At 69.6% G+C, this 19473-nt stretch carries 17 protein-coding genes; 4 read left to right on the top strand and 13 right to left on the bottom strand.

Going from position 1 to position 19473, the window contains the following annotated elements; genetic code table 11:
• Positions 1–12: 12 nt before the first annotated feature.
• From ACZ6ZD_RS35215 to ACZ6ZD_RS35205, 3 genes are read left to right on the top strand one after another with little or no spacing between them, the layout of a single operon-like run.
• Positions 13–207 (top strand): hypothetical protein, encoded by a 195-nt coding sequence (locus ACZ6ZD_RS35215; RefSeq protein ID WP_465678746.1) that lies wholly within the window; start codon positions 13–15, stop codon positions 205–207.
• Positions 208–231: 24 nt separating this feature from the next.
• On the top strand, positions 232–1572 hold the full coding sequence (locus ACZ6ZD_RS35210; RefSeq protein WP_465678745.1) for a flotillin family protein: 1341 nt from the start codon (positions 232–234) through the stop codon (positions 1570–1572).
• A gap of 57 nt (positions 1573–1629) precedes the next feature.
• Positions 1630–2412 (top strand): peptidoglycan DD-metalloendopeptidase family protein, encoded by a 783-nt coding sequence (locus ACZ6ZD_RS35205; protein ID WP_465678743.1) that lies wholly within the window; start codon positions 1630–1632, stop codon positions 2410–2412.
• A 51-nt stretch (positions 2413–2463) separates the two neighbouring features.
• Here ACZ6ZD_RS35205 and ACZ6ZD_RS35200 read toward each other — a convergent pair whose 3' ends face one another.
• The 8 genes from ACZ6ZD_RS35200 to ffh all read right to left on the bottom strand — a co-directional run bounded on the left by ACZ6ZD_RS35200 (position 2464) and on the right by ffh (position 12749).
• Complete coding sequence (locus tag ACZ6ZD_RS35200) at positions 2464–3591, bottom strand: S1 family peptidase (protein ID WP_465678742.1); 1128 nt, start codon at positions 3589–3591, stop codon at positions 2464–2466.
• 96 nt (positions 3592–3687) lie between these two features.
• Positions 3688–4326, bottom strand: coding sequence for a response regulator (locus ACZ6ZD_RS35195; protein ID WP_465678741.1), 639 nt, complete (start codon positions 4324–4326; stop codon positions 3688–3690).
• A complete protein-coding gene (locus tag ACZ6ZD_RS35190) occupies positions 4317–5549 on the bottom strand; it encodes a sensor histidine kinase (RefSeq protein ID WP_465678739.1) in 1233 nt (410 codons plus the stop codon). Before ACZ6ZD_RS35190 ends, ACZ6ZD_RS35195 begins: the two co-directional genes overlap by 10 nt.
• A gap of 144 nt (positions 5550–5693) precedes the next feature.
• The gene (locus ACZ6ZD_RS35185; RefSeq protein ID WP_465678738.1) at positions 5694–7076 is read right to left on the bottom strand and encodes an N-acetylmuramoyl-L-alanine amidase; all 1383 of its coding nucleotides are present in this window, start codon (positions 7074–7076) and stop codon (positions 5694–5696) included.
• 121 nt (positions 7077–7197) lie between these two features.
• Positions 7198–8274: an amidohydrolase family protein gene (locus tag ACZ6ZD_RS35180; RefSeq protein ID WP_465678737.1), complete on the bottom strand. Its 1077-nt coding sequence runs from the start codon at positions 8272–8274 to the stop codon at positions 7198–7200.
• A 114-nt stretch (positions 8275–8388) separates the two neighbouring features.
• Positions 8389–9471 carry a lytic transglycosylase domain-containing protein gene (locus ACZ6ZD_RS35175; RefSeq protein WP_465678735.1) on the bottom strand — a complete coding sequence of 361 codons (1083 nt, stop codon included), beginning with the start codon at positions 9469–9471 and terminating at the stop codon, positions 8389–8391.
• Between the two features lie 249 nt (positions 9472–9720).
• Positions 9721–11049, bottom strand: a complete 1329-nt coding sequence (locus tag ACZ6ZD_RS35170) for a lytic transglycosylase domain-containing protein (RefSeq protein ID WP_465678734.1) — start codon at positions 11047–11049, stop codon at positions 9721–9723.
• A gap of 140 nt (positions 11050–11189) precedes the next feature.
• A complete protein-coding gene (gene ffh / locus ACZ6ZD_RS35165) occupies positions 11190–12749 on the bottom strand; it encodes a signal recognition particle protein (protein ID WP_465678733.1) in 1560 nt (519 codons plus the stop codon).
• A 141-nt stretch (positions 12750–12890) separates the two neighbouring features.
• Between ffh and ACZ6ZD_RS35160 the strand changes: the two genes are divergently transcribed.
• Positions 12891–13772, top strand: a complete 882-nt coding sequence (locus tag ACZ6ZD_RS35160) for an arginase family protein (protein ID WP_465678731.1) — start codon at positions 12891–12893, stop codon at positions 13770–13772.
• Here the strand turns inward: ACZ6ZD_RS35160 and ACZ6ZD_RS35155 are convergent.
• Genes ACZ6ZD_RS35155 through ACZ6ZD_RS35135 form a run of 5 tightly spaced genes read right to left on the bottom strand, consistent with a single transcriptional unit; the run spans position 13765 to position 19322 of the window.
• On the bottom strand, positions 13765–14271 hold the full coding sequence (locus ACZ6ZD_RS35155) for a hypothetical protein (protein ID WP_465678730.1): 507 nt from the start codon (positions 14269–14271) through the stop codon (positions 13765–13767). The two genes, ACZ6ZD_RS35160 and ACZ6ZD_RS35155, sit on opposite strands and share 8 nt — an antisense overlap.
• Positions 14272–14324: 53 nt before the next feature.
• Positions 14325–15365 carry a DUF2332 domain-containing protein gene (locus tag ACZ6ZD_RS35150; protein ID WP_465678729.1) on the bottom strand — a complete coding sequence of 347 codons (1041 nt, stop codon included), beginning with the start codon at positions 15363–15365 and terminating at the stop codon, positions 14325–14327.
• 10 nt (positions 15366–15375) lie between these two features.
• Positions 15376–17631 (bottom strand): [protein-PII] uridylyltransferase, encoded by a 2256-nt coding sequence (locus tag ACZ6ZD_RS35145; RefSeq protein WP_465678727.1) that lies wholly within the window; start codon positions 17629–17631, stop codon positions 15376–15378.
• Positions 17632–17970, bottom strand: coding sequence for a P-II family nitrogen regulator (locus ACZ6ZD_RS35140; RefSeq protein ID WP_465678726.1), 339 nt, complete (start codon positions 17968–17970; stop codon positions 17632–17634).
• Positions 17967–19322: an ammonium transporter gene (locus tag ACZ6ZD_RS35135; RefSeq protein ID WP_465678725.1), complete on the bottom strand. Its 1356-nt coding sequence runs from the start codon at positions 19320–19322 to the stop codon at positions 17967–17969. The genes ACZ6ZD_RS35140 and ACZ6ZD_RS35135 overlap by 4 nt, the downstream gene beginning before the upstream one ends.
• Positions 19323–19473: the final 151 nt, after the last annotated feature.

Here is a 19473-nt window from a genome sequence, read left to right as displayed (position 1 = left end):
CGGAGGGGCGTCATGATTGGCAAGCGGGGGCGTGTGATCGGGCGGATCGCACCGGGAATCGTCGGCGAGGTGATGCTGCCGGTTCGCGGTGCCACCGAAGCCTTCTACGCTTACCCCGCGGTCGACGACGTGATCGAGGTCGGCGCGCAGGTCGTGGTCGTGGACTACGACCCGCCGCGCACGGTCTACGTGTCCCGCGCTCTGTAGAAAATCGGGTTCCCTGGAGGGGTAATGCTCTGGACGTACGTGATCACCGCCGCGGTGGCGCTGGTGGTTCTGCTCATCATCTTCCGGATGGTCTGGCGGGTCGCCGAACCGAACGAGGCGCTCATCATCTCCGGCCTCGGCGCGCATTCCAGCACCGAGCAGGTCAACGAGACGCTGGGCTTCAAGATCGTCGTCGGCCGCGGTACCGCCGTCCTGCCGGGTTTCCAGACCGTCCGCCGGTTGCCGCTGGACATCCGGGCCACGCCGCTGACCGTCACGTGCGTGTCGTCACAGGGCATCCCGCTGCACATCAAGGGCGTCACGGCGTACAAGGTCGGTGACGACTACGGCTCGATCGCGAACGCCGCCCGCCGATTCCTGGAGCAGAGCGACGAGCAGGTCATGGGCACCATCCACGAGCTGTTCGCCGGTCACCTGCGCGCGATCGTCGGCTCCACCACGGTCGAGGAGATGCTGCACGACCGCGAGACGCTGACCACGAACATCCGCGGCTCGCTGGCCGGCGACATGGAGAAGCTCGGCCTGGTGGTCGACTCGCTGCAGATCCAGGAGATCGACGACGAGTCCGGCTACATCCGCAACCTCGGCCGCCCGCAGGCCGCCGCGGTCGAGGCCGCGGCCCGGATCGCCCAGGCCGAGCGGGACAAGGAGGCCACCGAGCGCGAGCAGGTCGCCGCCGCCGCGAAGGCCGCCGCCGTCCGGCAGAGCTCGATCGCCCAGGCCGGTTACCAGGCCGAGGTCGACCAGGCGAACTCGAAGGCCTCGCAGTCCGGCCCGCTGGCCGAGGCGCTGGCCCGCCAGGAGGTCGTGGTCGCCGAGACCGAGACCGCCAAGCTGAACGCGTCGCTGGCCGAGAAGCAGCTGGAGTCGTCGGTGCTGAAGCCGGCCGACGCCGAGGCGTACCGGCAGCGGACGCTGGCCGCCGCCGCCCGCGACGCGCAGATCGCGGCCGCCGAGGCGAACGCCCGCGAGGTCCAGCTGCGCGGTGAGGCCGAGGCGAAGGCGACCGAGCTGACCGGTAAGGCCGAGGCCGCCGCCGTCCAGGCGAAGGCGATGGCCGAGGCGGCCGGTATCAAGGCGCGCGCCGAGGCGCTGGCCACCAACACCGACGCCGTCGTCGCCCAGCAGCTGGCCGAGGCCTACCCGGAGATCGTGTCCGCCGCGGCGAGCTCGTTCGAGAAGGTCGGCAACATGGTCGTGCTGAACGGTGCCCAGGGCATCGAGGACACCCTGGTCAAGACGATCACGATGGGCGGCTCCGGTTTCGCGCTGGCCAAGCAGCTGATCGAATCGCTGAACAGCAAGGGCGACGAGGCCAAGCCGGCGCTCGACCAGACCGTCTGACAAAAATTCACGACCTGGGCTGTTGCGTGGTTTGTCACTCACCACGACACTGAAAAAATGCCGCCCAGAAGATTGCTAGCAGTTTTCGCCGCGCTGCTGCTCGGTATCGCCACTTTGGTGGCGATACCGACGCAGGCGCAGGCCGCGCCGAATTTCAAGGCCCCGTTCCCGTGTGGCCAAAAGTGGACCTACAGCCACCACTCCCAGGAGGTCCGGCGCGCGCTGGACTTCATCCGCTCCGACGGGGGCACCACGAACGGTACGCCGGTGCTCGCTTCCGCGGGCGGTACGGCGTACCGGTTCTCACAGCCCGGAGGCGCCGGCAACTACATCGCCGTCGAGCACGGCAGCGGCTGGAAGACCTACTACTTCCACCTGTCCGCGTACTCGGTGGCCAACGGGCAAGCCGTTTCCCAAGGCCAGCAGATCGGGGTGACCGGTAGCACCGGCGCTTCGAGCGGTCCGCACATCCACTACGAGCAGCTGTACAACGGTGTCGGGCAGAACATCGTCATCAACGGCAGCGGGCTCGCCTACCCGGGCTCCTACGGCAGCCACCACCTGACCAGCGACAACGGTTGCGGTGGGCCCGGAAAGCAGTTCCGGACCTGGGGGTCCGGGATCAACGTCCGCTCCCAGCCGCGGCTGAATGCGTCGATCGTGACGACGCTGGGCGGACCGACCACGGTCTACGTGCTGTGCCAGACCCAGGGCGACACGGTCAGCGCCGAGGGCTACTCGCACAACTGGTGGTCCAAGCTGCGTGACCAGAACGGGTTCATGACCAACATCTACATCGACCACCCGGACGCCCGACTGCCCGGCGTGGATCTCTGCTGAACCAGGTGTCCCGGATCCCTTGTTGCGCGGGGGATCCGGGACACCTGTCCGTTACGCCGTGTGCAGGGTCAGGCCGTACGCCTGGAGGATCTCGTTCACCGGCTGGAACCAGGTCTCCCCGCCGCTGCTGCAGTTACCCCAGCCGCCGGAGGTGACGCCCTGGGCCTGGTCGCCGGTGATGAACGACCCGCCCGAGTCGCCGCCCTCGGCGCAGGCACTGGTCTTGGTCGCTCCGTAGAACAACTGACCGTTGCCGTAGTTCACCGTCTCGTTCTTGGCCAGGACGGTGCCACAGCGCCAGTGCGTGGTCGAGCCGCTGCGACAGATCGACGAGCCGACCGGCGCCTCCCAGGAGCCGCGGACGAGCCGGTCGCCGTTACCCCAGCCGAGGACGACGGGAACGGTCCACCAGCCGTAGCCGGTCTGCACCCAGGCATAGTCGTTACCCGGGAACGACCAGCCGCGGAACTCGCCCTGGTTCGAACCGTCCCAGCCGCGGACGATGCCGCCGCGGCCGCAGTGCCCCGCGGTGACGTAACCGCCGTGCACCGAGAAGCCGATCGAGCAGCGGATGTTGCCGACGTAGTACGGATCGCCGCCGACCGTGCCGGCCGCGAAGGTCTGCGGCGCCTGGGCCGCGACCTCGCGAACCGTCACCGCACCGGCCTTGGCCACTTTCGCCACAAAGGCGTCGACCGCCGGAGACCGCTTACCTGCTTGAACATTCACCACGACACTGCCGGTCTTCGGGTCGGCGGCCCAGCCGCTGACCGCGGCGGGTACCGACTTCCCGGCCAGTTTGTCGACGGCGTTCTTCTGCTTGTCGAGCACCGCGGCGCTCTTCGGGACGGCGATCGTCTCGACACCGGTCGCCTGGACGGCGGCGGTCCGCGACGAGCCCGCGAGTCCGACGACGAGCTTGCTGGTGGCGGCGTCGTACCAGGCGCCGCCGTACTCGGCGCCGGCCGCGCGCTGGGCCGTCGGCAACAGCTTGGCGGCGTCGGTCTCGGACTTCAGCCGCGCGGTCATCTGCTGCTCGGTCAGCCCGAACGCCTGCTGCATCGCGGCCGCCTGGCCGGGCCCGGCCAATGGCTGATCGATGCCTGCGGCAACAGCTTGGCCGGCGCCGGGCACGCTCAGCGCACCGGCCGCGAGCACGGCGGCAATCAGAACCTTCATGGATCTCTCCTCACCTAGGGGCGGTTTCGGTGGGTGTGAGAGCGCTCTCTGGACCGAGAGTGGCGGACGTTCCGGCGCGCGTCAAGACCGCGGCGGTCAGAGTCCCAAGTAGGCCAGGACGGCGAGCACGCGGCGATGCCCGGAATCCGACGGCGGCAGGTCCAATTTGAGGAAAACGTTTCCAACGTGTTTGTGCACGGCGCCTTCGGAGACGACCAGCTTGTCCGCGATGGCGGTGTTACCCAATCCCTCGGCCATCAGCGCGAGGACTTCGCGTTCTCTCGCGGTCAGCCGATCGAGCGGATTGCTCTTCTTGATCATCAACTGACTGACGACCTCGGGGTCGAGCACGGTCCCGCCGGCCGCCACCCGGCGGACCGCCTCGAGGAACTCGTCGACGCGGGACACCCGGTCCTTCAGCAGGTAGCCGACGCCTTCGCTGCCGGCCGCGAGCAGCTCGGCCGCGTAGATTTCCTCGACGTACTGCGAGAAAACCAGCACCGGCAGGCCGGGCCGGGCCTTGCGGGCGTCGATCGCGGCCCGCAGTCCCTCGTCGGTGAACGTCGGCGGCAGCCGGACGTCGACGACCGCGATGTCCACCTCGTGCTCGGTCATCGCCCGGGCGAACTCATCGACGTCCGCCGCCACCGCGGCGACCTCGAAACCCGAGTTGCCGAGCAGCAGACCGAGGCCCTCGGCAAGGATCGGATTGTCCTCGAGGATGATCACTCGCACGGCAGGAGCACCTCGACCGTGGTGGGCCCGCCGATCGGGCTGGTCAGCTCCAGGTGGCCGTCAATTGCTTGCACCCGGTGCAGCATGCCATGCAGACCACTCCCCCGGCCCAGCAGGTCGGACTGCTCGTTGATGCGCGCGCCACCGATTCCGTCGTCCGTGATGGCCAGATAGAGCTCGTGGTCGCGGCGTTCGAGCAGGAGGTCGACATGGCCGGCGGCGGAGTGCTTGGTGACGTTCGTGAGCGACTCGGCCACGACGAAGTACGCAGCGGCCTCGACCGCGGCCGGGACGTCGCCGAGCTCGCCCATGCGCAGCTCGACCGGTAGCGGGCAGCGGGCGCACAGTGCGGCGACGGCACCGGTCAGACCGCGGTCCTGCAGGATCGGCGGGTACATGGTCCGCAGGACGCCGCGTAGCTCGTGCATGGCCTGCTCTGCGCCGTCCCGGGCGTCGTCGAGCAGTTTGGCGGCCTTTTCCGGGTCGTCGGCCATGGTCTGCTTGGCGATGCCGATCCGCATCGCGAGCGAGACCAGCTGGGCCTGGGTACCGTCGTGCAGGTCACGCTCGATCCGGCGCAGCTCCGCGCCATGCGAGTCCACAGCGCCGGCGCGCGTCCGGGTCAGCTCCTCGACGCGCTGAGCCAGCCGGGCGTTCTCCAGCTGGTCAGGGGTAGGCGCCAGCAGTTTGCTGACTGCCTTGGCGTGGCCACGCGCCGCGGCCGGAGTCAGCCAGCTGAGCAGGCCTACCGCGAACAGGAGCTGCAGCGGCGCCAGATAGGCGATGTCCCACCAGCTGTCGACCGGAACGCCCATCATGGTGAAGTTGCCGGGGTCGAGCGGCCAGAGCACTGCGGTCAGCAGTGCGGCCGGAATGGCGAAGAACGCCGCCACTGCGAGGAACAGCTCCGGAATCATGACCAGACAGCCGAGGTAGAGCCAGAGGCTGCGCCGGAACGACTTGTCCCAGATCAGCGTCGCCACGTCACCCGCCGTCCGCGCTGCCGCCGGTGGGAGCTGTGGCGCGGCCGGTCGGCCCAGATAGCGGTGTGCTGCGGCCAGCTCACTGTTCGCCAGCCGGACCAGCCCGGCCGTCACTCCTGGGATCGCCCAGCCGACCAGCAGGCTGATCGGTGTGGCCGCGAACAGCACCATCGACTTCAGGTAGCGGACCGTCAAGTACCCACACGCCGCCACCCCGCGGGCCAGCACCCTGCTCACCATCTCTACAGCCTCCTCCGTCGTCCGTCCCCTCGATCCTCCGGCACGAGCGGCGCGTCCGTCGGTACAGCAGGCTCTACTCTTCCCTCTCCAGAAAACACCACAGGGCCCAGGATTCGCACCCTGGGCCCTGTGACGACTGTGTGACTAACTTGTGCAGACCGGCACGTTCGGGAGCTTCGCGTCCGGGTGGTCGATGTAGATGTTGGTCATGTAGCCGTTCTGGTCGCGCAGCTTGGCCCACCAGTTGTTGGTGGTGCCTTCGGCGGTGACGGCGTCGCCCTGGATCTGGCAGGTGACGTAGACCTGCGTCGGGCCGGGCAGCTCGGTGACGATCGAGGCGTTCAGCCGGGGCGCCGAGCGGACCCGGACGCCGCTGCCGTAGGTGGTGAAGTTGTAGGTCGGCGGGTTCGGGTTACCGCCGTTCACCAGCTGCATGTAGTAGTTCCAGTTCCAGTTCGGCCCGGGGTCGGTGTGGTCGTTCCCCGGTACCTCGCTGTGGCCCTTGATGTGGGCCCGGTCCTTCGGGATCCCCCGGCGGTCGGCGATGTTGCGGGTGACCGCGGCCGACGAGCGGTACATCGCGTCGGTGAACCAGGACGGCTGGTTGACGAAGCCCTCGTGCTCGAGACCGATCGTGTACGGGTTCGCCGAGCGGACGTGCCAGGCGGTGTCCTTCTCGGCCACCATCTGGGTCACCTGCCCGTCGGACGAGCGGATCACGTAGTGCGCGCTGACCTGGGACGACGGGTTCTTGAACCAGCTGATCGTGCCGGCGTACGAGCCCTGGGTGACGTGGATGACGATCGTCGAGATCGCCGACGTCCGGCCGACGCGGTAGTTGCTGCTGCTGGCGGCGTTCCAGATCGCGCCGGGGTAGTCGACGGCCTGGATCGAGGACTCCGTCCGGGTGCCGAGCGGGGCGACCTTGGTGTAGGCGCCGCGGGCCGGTGCGACCTTCTTCGGCGCGACGCTGACCCCAGGGGCCTGGACGCCGGCGTTGATGATCCGGAAGACCTCATCGGTGTAGAGACGGGCGGTCGGCGCGTCGGCCGAGTGCGAGTACTTGGCGACGACCTCGTACCAGCGTCCGGCGTCCTTGCGGGCGTCACCGGCCAGGCCGGCGGCGTCGGCGTAGGAATCGAGGACGGCGGCGGCGCCGTCGATATTCGACGGGGTGTCCTTGGCGAGCTTCTCGACCGGCAGACCGGTCAGCTTCGCGGCCTCGGACATGGTCGGGTTCTGGTTGTTGCTGACCAGGTGCATGACGCCGTAGCCGTTGGCCTGGCTGGGCTTGCCGTCGTGGCCGTCCAGGTGCGACTCGGCGTAGCCGACGGCGACCAGGACCTCGCGCGGGACGTCGTACTTCGCGGCGGCGTTCGTGAACGCGGTCGAGATGTCGACGGAGCCCACCGGCTGGACGGGCTGGACGGCGCTACTCGGCAGGGCGCTCAGCGCGAGCGTGCCGGCGGCCGCGGCGGCCAGCAGGGCGGAGAGCTTGGACACGGGTACTCGGGCGGTTTTCCCCATGGGTGTTCCTTCCCTTGGTCGGGTCTCCGAGGGGCGTCGGGGACTCCGATCAGCACGCTAAGCCAAAAACTTCCGCCATGACCAGTGGTTGGGGTGAACTTTTTCCCGTCACTGTCCGAACTCAGGGAATCATTCCACGCAACAGGATCAGACTCGGGTGGGTGAGGACCGCCGGAGTGGCGCGCGGATCCTCGGCGTACACGACCAGGTCGGCCGGGTCACCCGGCTGCAGCGTGCTCGGCGCGCCCAGCCACTCGCGGGCGGCCCACGAGCCGGCCGCGAGCGCCTGCTCCCCCGACATCCCGATCCCGGTCAGCGCCTGGATCTCCTGCGCGACCAGGCCGTGCCCGAGGACGCCGCCCGCGTCCGTCCCGGCGTACACCGGGACGCCGGCCTCGAACGCGTCGCGGAGCCGGTGCAGGCGACGTTCGTACAGGTCGGTCATGTGGGCCGAGTAGACCGGGAACTTGTCGGCGGCCTGCTCGGCGTACTCCGGGAAGTTCTCCAGCTGGATCAGCGTCGGGACGACGGCCACCTGGTGCTCGACCATGTGTGCGAGCAGGTCGGGCTCGACGCCGGTGCCGTGCTCGATGCAGTCGATCCCGGCTGCGAGCAGATCGGGGAGGGCGTGCTCGCCGAAGACGTGCGCGGTCACGCGGGCGCCGAGTTCGTGGGCGCGGGCGATCGCCGCCGTGAGCGCGTCGGCCGGCCAGCACGGCGTCAGGTCGCCGGCCGCGCGGTCGATCCAGTCGCCGACGAGTTTGACCCAGCCGTCACCGGCGCGGGCCTCCTGCTCGACGAACCGGACCAGCTCGTCAGGCTCGATCTCCCAGCCGTAGTTGCGGATGTAGCGCTTCGAGCGGGCAATGTGCCGGCCCGCGCGGATGATCTTCGGCAGATCCGGCCGGTCGTCGATCCACCGGGTGTCCGTCGGCGACCCGGCGTCCCGGACGAGCAACGCCCCGGCGTCCCGATCCGCGACCGCCTGCCGCTCCGCCGTCTCCCGGTCGACGCCCCCGTGCTGATCCAGCCCGATATGACAATGCGCGTCCACCAACCCCGGCAGGATCCACCCACCGGTGTGCACAGTCGTCACCTCGGCCGTGGTCGGCCGCTCCACCACCCGATCACCGTGAACGAAAACTTCCTGCCGCTCACCAGACGGCAGCACCGTCCCGACCAGCCTCAGTACGGTCATACCCCGACCGTATCCCGGTCTGGACGCCCGCACCCCGGCTGCCGCGCCGCGAGCCCCTCCACCTCAGTTGCAGAGGTGGAGGGGCTCGGCGTACGCCTTGCTGGAACCCTGGGGTTACCCGTGCGAGCCGCCGCCTGGGGTGCAGGTGGGGGTCGTGGGGTCGGCCGTACAGGGAGAGCTGGTGGGCGTCTCCGTGGGGGTCGGCGTGGGAGTGGGCGTCGGGGTGGGTGTGGGGGTCGGCGTCGGCGTGGGAGTCGGCGTCGGGGTCGGCGTGGGCCGCTGTGTCGGCGGCTTCGTCGGCTTCTGGGTCGGCGTCGTGGTCGTCGGGTCCACCGGGTCCGGGGTGCCGGTCGGCGGCGTCACAGTCGGCTTCTTCGTCGGCGTCGGGGTCGGCGTCTTCGTACCGTCCGGGATGTCCGGGACCTCGCGCGGGTCGGTCTTGCGCTCGGCGTTACCGGCCGGCTTCGGGACCGACAGCAGGCCCTTCTCGTTCGGGACGAGGACGGCGTTCTTGCTGTAGACGCGCATCCACTTCAGGACGGTGGCGACGAAGTCCTTCGAGTGCTGGTAGCGCAGCAGGGACTCGACCAGGTCGCGCGGGCGCTTCAGGTCGTCGCCCTCGGCGCACAGGTAGACGGCGACCGTCGTGACGGCGTCGTAGACGTTGTTCGGGTTGCGGAAGCCGTCGCCGTTGCCGTCGGCGCCGAAGTCGTCCCAGACCTGCGGGATGATCTGCATCGGCCCGACCGCGCGGTCCCAGACCAGGTCGCCGTCGAACTTACCCTTGTCGCTGTCGGTGATCCGGCCGTTGCCGCCCTTGCCGTTCAGCTGGGGGCCGAGGATCTTGCCGCGGGTGGTACCCGCGACGTCGACCCGGCCGCCGCTCGCGTGGTCGGACTCGACCTTGCCGATACCGGCCAGCAGCGGCCAGGTGAGACCGCAGTTCGGCCGGACCACGGCGAGATTCGCGGTGGCGCGGCGGTAGGCGGGGAAGACCCCGCGCGGGATGCCGTTGACGGCACCCGGGCGCCCGGGACGGACGACCGAGCGGCCGTCGGTGGCCCCTTGGACGGGCACGTCGGCACGGGCGGGTTTGTCGGAACCGAGCCGGCCGTCCACTCCGGGACGCTGCGGCACGATCATCGTCAGTTCGTCGAACTCACCGCTGTTCAGCCCGGCTCCAGGCGAAGGAGCCACCGGACTGTCCGCCGCGAGCTGACCGGAGGCACCGGCCCCGCCCGAGGCCACCGTGACGATGGCCCCGACCAGGAGCGGGACCGTACACAGTGACGCGATGATTATTTTGACCCGACGGTTACCACTACGGGTTAGGCGCATGATCTCGTCAACGACCGATGCGCCAAAAAGTTACATCAAGACGACGCAAAGTTACCTGACCCGCAAACCCGGCCGGCAACGGGCACCGAAGGGTGCCCCAAGAGGCAATCAGCTACCGGATTTCGGCGCGTCCTGCGGGCTCGCGGCGGCCGCGTCGGGGTTCGGCGGCGGGGTCGTGCAGGTCGGCGTCGGCTCCTCGGCCTGTACCTCGGCCTTGGCCTGCCCGGTCGGGGTGCCCTCCGGCGTGGTCGACGGAGTCTCCTCCGGCGTCGGGGTCGAGGTCGGCGGGCAGGCCGGCGGCGTGGGCGTCGGCGACGTCGGGGTGGTCGGCGTCGTCGGCGTGGGCGTCGGCCGCGGCGTGTACTTCGTCGGCGGCGTCACCGGGGGTTTCGGCGTACTCGGCGGCGGCGTCGACGGCTTCGGGGACGACGGCGTCCCGCCCGGGGTGTTCGTCGGCTTGGTGCTCGGCTTCGGCGACGTCGGCTTCGTCGGGGACGGCGTGACCGTCGGAGTCGGGGTCGGCGTCGGCGTGGTGTCGGTGCGGCCGGGGTCGTTCGCGTTGCCGTCGTCACCGGGGTTGTCGATCGAGCCGTCGTCGTTCGGCACGGTCACCGTCTGCTTGCTGTAGGACTGCATCCAGCGCAGCACCTTGGACACGTAGTCCATCGAGTGGTTGTAGCGCAGCACGGCCTGCACGAGCGCCTGGGCGTCGGCCAGGTTGGAGCCGCCGGAGCACAGGTAGTCGCCGGCCGCGCGGGCGGCGTCGTAGATGTTGTGCGGGTTCTTGAGGCCGTCGCCGTTCCCGTCGGCGCCGAAGGCCTTCCAGGTGCCGGGGATGAACTGCATCGGGCCGACCGCGCGGTCCCACTGCCGGTCACCGTCGAACTGGCCCTGGTCGGTATCGGAGATCGCCGCCATCCCCGGGCCGCCGTTCAGCACCGGGCCGAGGATCTGGCCGCGGGTGTCGCCCTTGGCGTCGACCTTGCCGCCCTTGGCGTGATCGGACTCGATCTTGCCGATCCCGGCCAGCAGCGGCCAGGTCAGGTGGCAGCCCGGTTTCGCCGTGGCCAGGTCGGTGGCGACCTTCTGGTACGCCGCGAGCACGGTGTTCGGGATGCCGGCGGTGTTCCCGGAGACGCCCTGGATCGGATTGACCGTGCCGTCGGTGGTGCCGGTGATCGGGACCTGGATGGTCGACTTGTCCTGCGTCGGCAGGCTGCCGTCGACGCCGGGCTGGTTCGGCAGGTTGTTGGCCAGCTCGTCGAAGACGGAGTCCGGCCGGGGCTGCGCCAGCGCGTGCGCGTCCACGATGAAGGTGTTCGACGTCACGCCGCCGACCACGAAAACGGCGACCATCGCGGTAGGCGGAGCCAAGCAGACCCAGGTGGCGGTCAGCTTGCCCCGCCAGGTGTCCAGGTTCTTGAACTGCTGCCTCATCCGATCCGTCCTTCGACGTTCCGCAGTGTCTGTCCATCCGGGCGTAGGGACGATCTTAGCGGGCTCCGGATCATCGACAACCGGTAACGGGGTGTCACTTGCTGCAGTGACCGGTTGTCCGGACGGGCGGCGCGGCGGGGCTACTTACCCCCGCCGAGCATCTTCTTCAGGTCGTCCGGGAGCTCGAAGTCGCCGCCGCCCGCGCCGCCGCCGAAGGCCGCCGGGAGCTGGCCCGGCTGCGGCTCCTGCGGCTGCGGAGCGCCCTGGCCGGCCCGCTTGGCCGGGTTGCCCGAGCCGCGCTTCTTGGCCTTCTTCTGCTGTTGCTGCTTGGCCTTGCGGCCACCGCCGCCGGGCATCCCCGGCATACCCGGCATCCCGGGGATGCCCTTGCCGGACGCCATCGCCGCCATCATCTTGCGGGCCTCGAAGAACCGCTCGACCAGGCCGCTGACGGTGGCCACCTCCGTCCCGGAGCCCTTGGCGATCCGGGCCCGGCGGGAGCCGTTGATGATGTTGGGGTCGTTACGCTCGGCCGGCGTCATCGAGTGGATGACGGCCTCGATCCGGTCGATCTCCCGCTCGTCGAAGTTCTCCAGCTGGTCCTTGAACTGGTTCGCGCCGGGCAGCATGCCGAAGATCTTGGTCAGCGGGCCCATCTTGCGCACCGACTGCATCTGGGCGAGGAAGTCGTCCAGGGTGAAGTCCTTGCCGCCCTTCTTCTGCAGTTTGGCCGCGGTCTTGGCCGCCGCCTCCGCGTCGAAGGTGCGCTCGGCCTGCTCGATCAGGCTCATCACGTCGCCCATCCCGAGGATGCGCGATGCCATCCGGTCGGGGTGGAAGACGTCGAAGTCCTCGAGCTTCTCGCCGTTGCTGGCGAACATCACCTGGCGGCCGGTGACCTGGGCGATCGACAGCGCGGCGCCACCGCGGGCGTCGCCGTCCAGCTTGGACAGGACGACGCCGTCGAAGCCGACGCCGTCCAGGAAGGCCTGCGCGGTGGTGACGGCGTCCTGACCGATCATCGCGTCGACGACGAAGAGGATCTCGTCAGGTGTGACGGCGTCGCGGATGTCCGCGGCCTGCTTCATCAGCTCCTCGTCGACGCCCAGCCGGCCGGCGGTGTCGACGATCACCACGCTGTGCTGTTTGGCGCGCGCCTCGTCCATCGCCTTGCGCGCGACCTCGACCGGGTCACCGACGCCGTTCCCCGGTTCGGGCGCGTAGACCGGTACGCCGGCCCGCTCGCCGACCACCTGCAGCTGGGTCACCGCGTTCGGCCGCTGGAGGTCCGCCGCGACCAGGATCGGCGTCTGGTGCTTGGTCTCCTTGAGCCACTTGGCGAGCTTTCCGGCCAGGGTCGTCTTACCCGCGCCCTGCAGACCGGCGAGCATGATGACCGTCGGCGGCCGCTTGGCCATCCGCAGCTCGCGCGTCTCGCCGCCGAGGATGCTGACCAGTTCCTCGTTGACGATCTTGATCACCTGCTGCGCCGGGTTCAGCCCGCCGCGCACCTCGGCGCCGCCGGCCCGCTCGCGCACCTTGGCGATGAACTCCCGCACCACCGGCAGCGCGACATCCGCCTCCAGCAGCGCGATCCGGATCTCCCGCGTGGTCGCCTCGATATCGGCGTCGGTCAGCTTGCCCTTGCCGCGCAGATTCTTGAACGCAGCGGACAACCGATCGGAAAGCGTGTCGAACACGGGAACACCCATCCTCTAGCGAGCCTCGAACAACTCCCCGAGTCTACCGGCCCCGCCGCGGCCGCTCGCGCCTGACAACCGGACCCGGCCGAGATAAGGTGCGATAACCGGTCGAAGTGTATTTAATGGTTAGGGGTGGAGATGCGGGTTCTGGTGGACGGGCCGTCGAACCTGGGGTTGCGGCCACCGGCGGTGGGAGCTGTGCCCGGGTGCTACAAGCTGGCAGGGGCGTTGCGGGACCAGGGGATCCGGGAGCGGATCGGCGCACTGGACGGCGGTTGCGTGGTGCCGCCGCGGTACGACCGGGAGGGGTGGCGGCCGGGTGACGGCGTCTTCAACGCGGCGGCGATGGCGGCGTACAGCGAGCGGCTGGCCGATCGGGTCGGCGGATTTGTTGCCGAGGGCAAGTTCGTCGTCCTGCTCGGCGGCGAGTGCAGCAACCTGCTCGGGCCGGCGCTGGCGCTGAAGCGGCTGGGGCGGTATGGCGTCGCCTACCTCGACGGCCACTCGGACATGCGGACGGTCGACAACGACGAGTACGTCGGCGCCGCCGGCGGCGAGGCGCTCGCGCTCGTCACCGGGCGCGGGCAGGCCGACCTCACGGACCTGGAAGGGCTCGGGCCGTACGTCCGCGACACCGACGCCGTCATGCTCGGCTACCGGGAGGACGAGGCCTACCTGGAAACGCTCGAGGAGGCCGGAATCCCGCACTGGTCGGCGCAGCGGATCAGCGCCGACCCGGCCGCCGCCGCGGACGGCGTCCTCGAACATCTGACCCGCCCGGAACTGGACGGCTTCTGGGTGCATCTGGACGTCGACATCCTGGACGCCGCGATCATGCCGTCGGTCGACAGCCCGGACCCGGGCGGCATCGACCACGCCCAGCTCCAGGCCCTGCTCCGACCGCTCCTGGCGGCCGACAACTGCGTCGGGATCGACATCGGCATCTACGACCCCGATCTCGATCCCGACCTGATTTACGCGGCCGAGCTCACCGACACGCTGGTGGCAGCGCTCAGCTGAACGAGACCGGGATGTAGACGTCGCCGGTGCGGTCGTTCGACGCGAAGTGGTCGCGGCGGCTGACGATCGCGCAGGTGATGTCCGGGTCGCTGCAGTCGAGACCCGAGTTCACCTCGGCGATCCGGATCTGCGCGGTGAACGTCCCGTTCGACGCGATCGGGTACGACGCGCTGCCGCCGAGCGGGTTGTTCGTCACCCACGCCGACGGGCCGACCGTCGTCCCGCCCTGGCCGTCGCCACCCGCGCACGGGCTCGGCTTGGTGCCGTAGCTGTAGTCCGACGGGACGGCGCACAGCGCCACGTAGTACCCCTGAGCCGGGTTGTAGCCACTGCCGGTCACGGTGATGGTCTCGCCGGCCTTCGCGAGGCCGGTCGCGTTCGAGGCGTTCAGGGTCTTGCCAAGATTCGAAGCGCTACCGGGCGCGGCCGAGGCCGGAGCGACCAGCCCGGCGGAGAGCGCGACGGCGGCGGTGAGAGTCAGAACGATACGGCGCATCATCTGAGCGGGAACTCCCTTGAGATAGGTAAGCCTTACCTAACTCACCCTAATCGTCAGCTGACGCCGAAGGGAAGCTCCCAGACCAGCCCCTGACCGTGACCCTCGATACGTCCGAGCCCCCGCCGGACGCCGCCCGGCCAGGTCTCCACCTCGATCACGAACCCCTGCTCGGGCCCCGGTTCGTATCGCAGCCGCGCGAACGGCGCCGTCTCGTCGGCCCGCTCCCCCAGCTCAGCCACCCGCGCATCCACCGCCGCCCGGTCCGCATCTGTCAGGTACTGCCACATGATCGAGTGCCACAGCACGGTCAGATGCCCCGGCGACAACTCCAGCCCCCGGACGAACGACACCGCATCCTCACGCCGCACATCAGCCGGCACCCGCCGCGCGACCTCCACCGCAGCCCGCAGCCGCGCCAACCGCTCAGGCATGTCCGCCCACACGTACGACGCCAGCGTCTGCGCCCCCTCCTCCGACAGCGGATTCACCGGCGCGATGTCAGCCCCGACCCGCTCCGCGACCCGCAGCTCAACCGGCTCCAGCACCCGCCCCGACCACGCGTCCTCGATGACCACCGGGCTGTCGACCGCGCCGTACGACCGCCCGTCCACGACGTACTGGAAATGATCAGCCCGCAGGTTCAGCCCAGCACTGGCCCCCATCTCGAACAGCCGCACCGGCAACGGCACCTCCCGCACCAGCTGCAACAGCCCGCCGTACAGCGCCGCCGACCGCCGCACCTCATTCGTCTGCGGCGGCTGCGTCAACAACGCCCGCACCTCACCCGACCGAGCCCCCAACACCTGCTCGAACGCCTCCCACCCGAGCACCGGATCCCAAACCCCACCCACACTCGGATAGAACGCCGCCAACTCCGGCGCCTCCCCCGCCAGCACCAGCCCATGCACACCCCCCAACAACCGCAACCCCACCGCATCCCCCGGCCCGGCGTCCTCATACCCCGCCAACACCCCAGCAGACACCCCACCCACCTCGAGGTCGTCCACCACCCGCCGCAACAACTCCGCATACATCGGCGACCCCAGCCCCTCACACCACCCGGCCTGCCGCTGAAGAGACTCGATAAGACGCATAGAGCCGAGATTAGAAGGTCAGGCGATCCAGGACGGTTTTGGCGGTGGTGCGGGCGTCTTCTTCTTCGAGGGGGGAGCCGTGGCGGTCGGTGAGGTAGAAGACGTCTACGCATTCGGCGCCGAGGGTGCTGACGTGGGCGGAGCGGATGTCGGCGCCGGTGGCGGCTATGGCGGCGGTTACGTCGTAGAGGAGGGCTGGGCGGTCGTGGGCGCGGACTTGGAGGACGGTGGCGGTTTCGGAGGCGCCGGGGAGGAGGTCTACGCGGCTGGCGACTCTGGGGGCTGAGGAGTCTCGGGCGGCCAGGCGGCGGACGAGGTCGGTGTTGTCGCGGAGGGCAACCGCTAGGCGGTCTCGGAGGCGGACGGGGTCGGGTGGGGAGCCGGCGACGGTCCATTGGGAGATGCCGAGGCCGTCGACGGAGGTGACGACGGCGGCGCGGACTGCGAGCCGTTCGACGGCCAGGACGGCGGCGACGGTCGAGAGGGTGCCTACTTGGTCCGGTACGGCGACGCTGACGCGCAGGTCGCCGTGGTGGTCGGTGACGGCCACTCCGAGGCCGCCGATGCCGACGACCTGGTGGAGCGCGGGCACTGGGATCGGTGGGGTGTCGGTCCACATGCTCTGGCCGCCGGAGAGCTCACCGCGGACGCGACGGCACAGCTCGCCGACGAGGCGGATGCGCCACGGGGAGGACGCCGCTGGGCCGGCTGCGCGGGCGTCGGCGTACGTGAGGGCTTCGAGCAGGTCGAGGGTCTCGGTGTCGCGGACGATGCCGGCGACGAGGTCGACGGTCATCGGGTCGTCCAGATCGCGTCTGGTGGCAACCTGGGCGAGCATGAGGTGCTGCCGGACGAGGAGCGTGATGGTGTCCGCATCGGCGTCGTTGAAGCCGATCCGGCGCGCGATGCGCGCTGCGATCACCGCACCGGTGACGCTGTGGTCGCCGTCGACCGCCTTGCCGAGATCGTGCAGCAGTGCGGCGACGAGCAACAGGTCCGGACGGCGTACGTCGCGCACCATCTTGGCGGCCTCGACACAGGTCTCCAGCAGATGCCGGTCGACGGTGAAGCGGTGGATCGCGGACTGCGGTGGCCGGAACCGCACGGTGTCCCACTCCGGCAGGATGCGTGAGATGTAGCCGGCTTGGTCGAGGGCCTCCCAGACTTCGAGCAGACCGTTGCCCGCACCAAGTAGTGCGCACAGCAACCGCCGCGCCTCACCAGGCCAGGGTTCTGAGAGCGCCAACGCCTTTGTGGCCAGTCGATTGCAGACTGCGGGTGACAGACCGAGCTCTCGGTCCGCAGCGACCGCGGCAGCGCGTAGACCGAGGACGGCGTCCCGCTCCGGACGCGCGTCCGCCATCAGCACTACTTCACCTTCGTGCTGCCCGACACCCTCATCGAGTGCCACCAGCAACGGTCCCCCGGTCCGCTGCAACCGCCGGGACCGCGGCGGCCGGGTCAGCAGGCTCTCAACCCGACGCCAGGACATGTCACAGACGTAAGCGAGCGCGCGGCCGGTCTCGTACACATGCCGGAGCAGCTCGTCCCGTCCGCCCAGGCCAAGCCCGGCAGCGACTTCCCCGGCCACATCTGCCACCAGGCGGTCGGTAGCGCGACCAGTCACCGAATGCAGCTCATCACGGACATCCAGCAGATCCCGGCGCGTCCGCTCCACCACAGGATGCGGTACGTCGATCAGCCAGGACGCGACCAGCGCCCGCAGTACGACGGCGTCCCGCAGTCCGCCGTACGCCTCCTTCAGGTCCGGCTCGGCCAGATGCGCCAGCTCACCGACCGAGGTCGCCCGGTCGCGGCACGCCTTGGCCAGCTCGGGCAGCCGTTTCTTCGCCGTCCGCCGCCAGTCAGCCATCAGCACCGATCGGAGCTGCAGGGTGAGGTGCGAGTCCCCGGCGACGTGGCGCGCGTCCAGCAGACCCAGCGCGACGCGTACGTCGTCCGCCGCGGACTGCTGCGCCTGCGCGACCGTCCGGACGCTGTGGTCCAGTTTGGTCCGCGAGTCCCACAGCGGGTACCAGATCTGGGCGGCCAACTCGTCCAGCCGCGGGTAGCCCTCGACGTGCAGGAGCATCACGTCGAGGTCGCTGTACGGCGAGAGCTCCTCACGGCCGTAGCCGCCCACCGCGACCAGGGCGACGCCCTCGGTGGGTACACCGAGGGCGTCGCAGGCCTTGGAGAGCAGCAGGTACAGCAGCGCGTCGGCCTCTTCGGCCCGGGCGCACCGCTGTGCTGCCCGATTCACCATCTAGAGCGCGTCTCCGTCCAGCTCGCCGGTGCGGACCCGGACGATCGACTCGACCGAGGTCACCCAGACCTTGCCGTCGCCGATCTTGCCGGTCTGCGCGGCCTTGACGACCACATCCACGACGTCACCCGCGTCGCCGTCCTCGACGACGACCTCGAGCCGGACCTTGGGAACCAGGTCCACCTCGTACTCCGCGCCGCGGTACACCTCGGTGTGGCCCTTCTGGCGACCGTAGCCGAGCACCTCCGAGACTGTCATCCCGGTGACGCCGAACGTCTCCAGGGCACCTCGGACGTCGTCCAGCTTGTGCGGCTTGATCACCGCGGTGATCAGCTTCATGCGTTGGCACCTTCCTTCTCGGAAGTCTCGGTGGAGCCATTGTCCTGGACCGGGGCGGCAGCCGGCGCCGGCCGGGCCGACAGCGCGCCGCGCAGGCCGGTCGCGCTGAGGAAGTCGTACGCCGTTTCCGCGTGCTCGACCTGGTCGACACCGGTGACCTCGTCCTCCTCCTTGAGGCGGAAGCCGATGGTCTTGTCGATCACCTTGCCGAGGACGAAGGCGATCGCGAACGAGTAGACGGCGACCGCCACGTTGGCCAGCGCCTGCCGGCCGAGCTGACCCGCGCCGCCGCCGTAGAAGAGACCGTCGACCGCGGACGGCGCCGCGGCGGTGCCGAGGAGGCCGATCGCGAGCGAGCCGAACAAACCGCCGACCAGGTGGACGCCGACCACGTCGAGCGAGTCGTCGAAGCCCAGCTTGTACTTCAGCGAGACGGCGAAGGCGCAGATGGCGCCGGCGAAGACACCGAGGATGATCGCGCCGATCGGGCTCACCGCACCGCAGGACGGGGTGATCGCGACCAGACCGGCCACCGCACCGGACGCCAGGCCCAGCGTGGTCGCCTTGCCGTGGACGAGGCGCTCCACGATCAGCCAGCCGATGACCGCGGCCGCGGTGGCCACCTGGGTGTTCACGAACGTGATGGCGGCGGTACTACCGGCGCTCAGCGCGGAGCCGGCGTTGAAACCGAACCAGCCGAACCACAGCAGCGCGGTGCCGAGCAGCACCAGCGGCAGGCTGTGCGGCCGCATCGGGTCCTTCTTCCAGCCGATCCGCTTACCCAGCACGATCGCCAGGGCCAGCGCGGCCGCACCGGCGTTCACGTGCACCGCCGTACCGCCGGCGAAGTCGATGGCCTTCAGCTTGTCGCCGATCCAGCCGCCGTTGCCGTCGTCCAGGAACCAGACCGAGTGCGCGACCGGGAAGTAGACCAGGCAGGTCCAGCCGGCCACGAACGCGATCCAGCCGCGGAACGTCACCCGGTCCGCGATGGCGCCGGAGATCAGCGCCGGGGTGATGATCGCGAACATCAGCTGGAAGGCGACGAAGGCGAGCTCCGGCGTGGTGCCGCTGATCGCCTCGGGCGCCATCAGGCCCTTCAGCCCGACCTCGGAGAAGTTCCCGATCACGTGCCCGTTGTCACCGCCGAACGTCAGCGAGTAACCGACCAGCACCCACAGGACAGTGACGACGGCGATGGTGATGAAGCTCATCATCATCATGTTCAGCACGCTTTTGACGCGTACCATCCCGCCGTAGAAGAAAGCCAGGCCCGGTGTCATCAGCATCACCAGGGCGGCACAAGCCAAGACCCAGGCGGTATCGCCGGCGTTGATCTCCATCAACGTCATCCCTTCCATGCTCATCTGGGGGTGGCCGGCGTCCTCGATCGGGTGAACTCCACAACTCCGGGGAGCCCGCGCCCAGCCACATCGCACACGGTGTCGGCGCGCCGTTTCAGCCGATCGGTTCGTTTGTTTCCGGCAGGTGACAAAGCGCCCG

It is taken from the genome of Kribbella sp. NPDC104218 (genome assembly GCF_055584105.1).
The sequence above is the reverse complement of the archived record's forward strand: the minus strand, read 5'-3'. Positions and strand labels throughout refer to the sequence as shown.

Excerpts from the sequence above, each read along its gene's own strand:
- ACZ6ZD_RS35215 (WP_465678746.1), top strand. The coding sequence starts at position 13 with ATGATTGGCAAGCGGGGGCGTGTGATCGGGCGGATCGCACCGGGAATC.
- ACZ6ZD_RS35185 (WP_465678738.1), bottom strand. The coding sequence starts at position 7,076 with ATGGGGAAAACCGCCCGAGTACCCGTGTCCAAGCTCTCCGCCCTGCTG.
- ACZ6ZD_RS35205 (WP_465678743.1), top strand. The coding sequence starts at position 1,630 with ATGCCGCCCAGAAGATTGCTAGCAGTTTTCGCCGCGCTGCTGCTCGGT.
- ACZ6ZD_RS35200 (WP_465678742.1), bottom strand. The coding sequence starts at position 3,591 with ATGAAGGTTCTGATTGCCGCCGTGCTCGCGGCCGGTGCGCTGAGCGTG.
- ACZ6ZD_RS35170 (WP_465678734.1), bottom strand. The coding sequence starts at position 11,049 with ATGAGGCAGCAGTTCAAGAACCTGGACACCTGGCGGGGCAAGCTGACC.
- ACZ6ZD_RS35145 (WP_465678727.1), bottom strand. The coding sequence starts at position 17,631 with ATGGTGAATCGGGCAGCACAGCGGTGCGCCCGGGCCGAAGAGGCCGAC.
- ACZ6ZD_RS35150 (WP_465678729.1), bottom strand. The coding sequence starts at position 15,365 with ATGCGTCTTATCGAGTCTCTTCAGCGGCAGGCCGGGTGGTGTGAGGGG.
- ACZ6ZD_RS35190 (WP_465678739.1), bottom strand. The coding sequence starts at position 5,549 with ATGGTGAGCAGGGTGCTGGCCCGCGGGGTGGCGGCGTGTGGGTACTTG.
- ACZ6ZD_RS35210 (WP_465678745.1), top strand. The coding sequence starts at position 232 with ATGCTCTGGACGTACGTGATCACCGCCGCGGTGGCGCTGGTGGTTCTG.
- ACZ6ZD_RS35140 (WP_465678726.1), bottom strand. The coding sequence starts at position 17,970 with ATGAAGCTGATCACCGCGGTGATCAAGCCGCACAAGCTGGACGACGTC.
- ACZ6ZD_RS35160 (WP_465678731.1), top strand. The coding sequence starts at position 12,891 with ATGCGGGTTCTGGTGGACGGGCCGTCGAACCTGGGGTTGCGGCCACCG.
- ACZ6ZD_RS35180 (WP_465678737.1), bottom strand. The coding sequence starts at position 8,274 with ATGACCGTACTGAGGCTGGTCGGGACGGTGCTGCCGTCTGGTGAGCGG.
- ACZ6ZD_RS35155 (WP_465678730.1), bottom strand. The coding sequence starts at position 14,271 with ATGATGCGCCGTATCGTTCTGACTCTCACCGCCGCCGTCGCGCTCTCC.
- ACZ6ZD_RS35135 (WP_465678725.1), bottom strand. The coding sequence starts at position 19,322 with ATGACGTTGATGGAGATCAACGCCGGCGATACCGCCTGGGTCTTGGCT.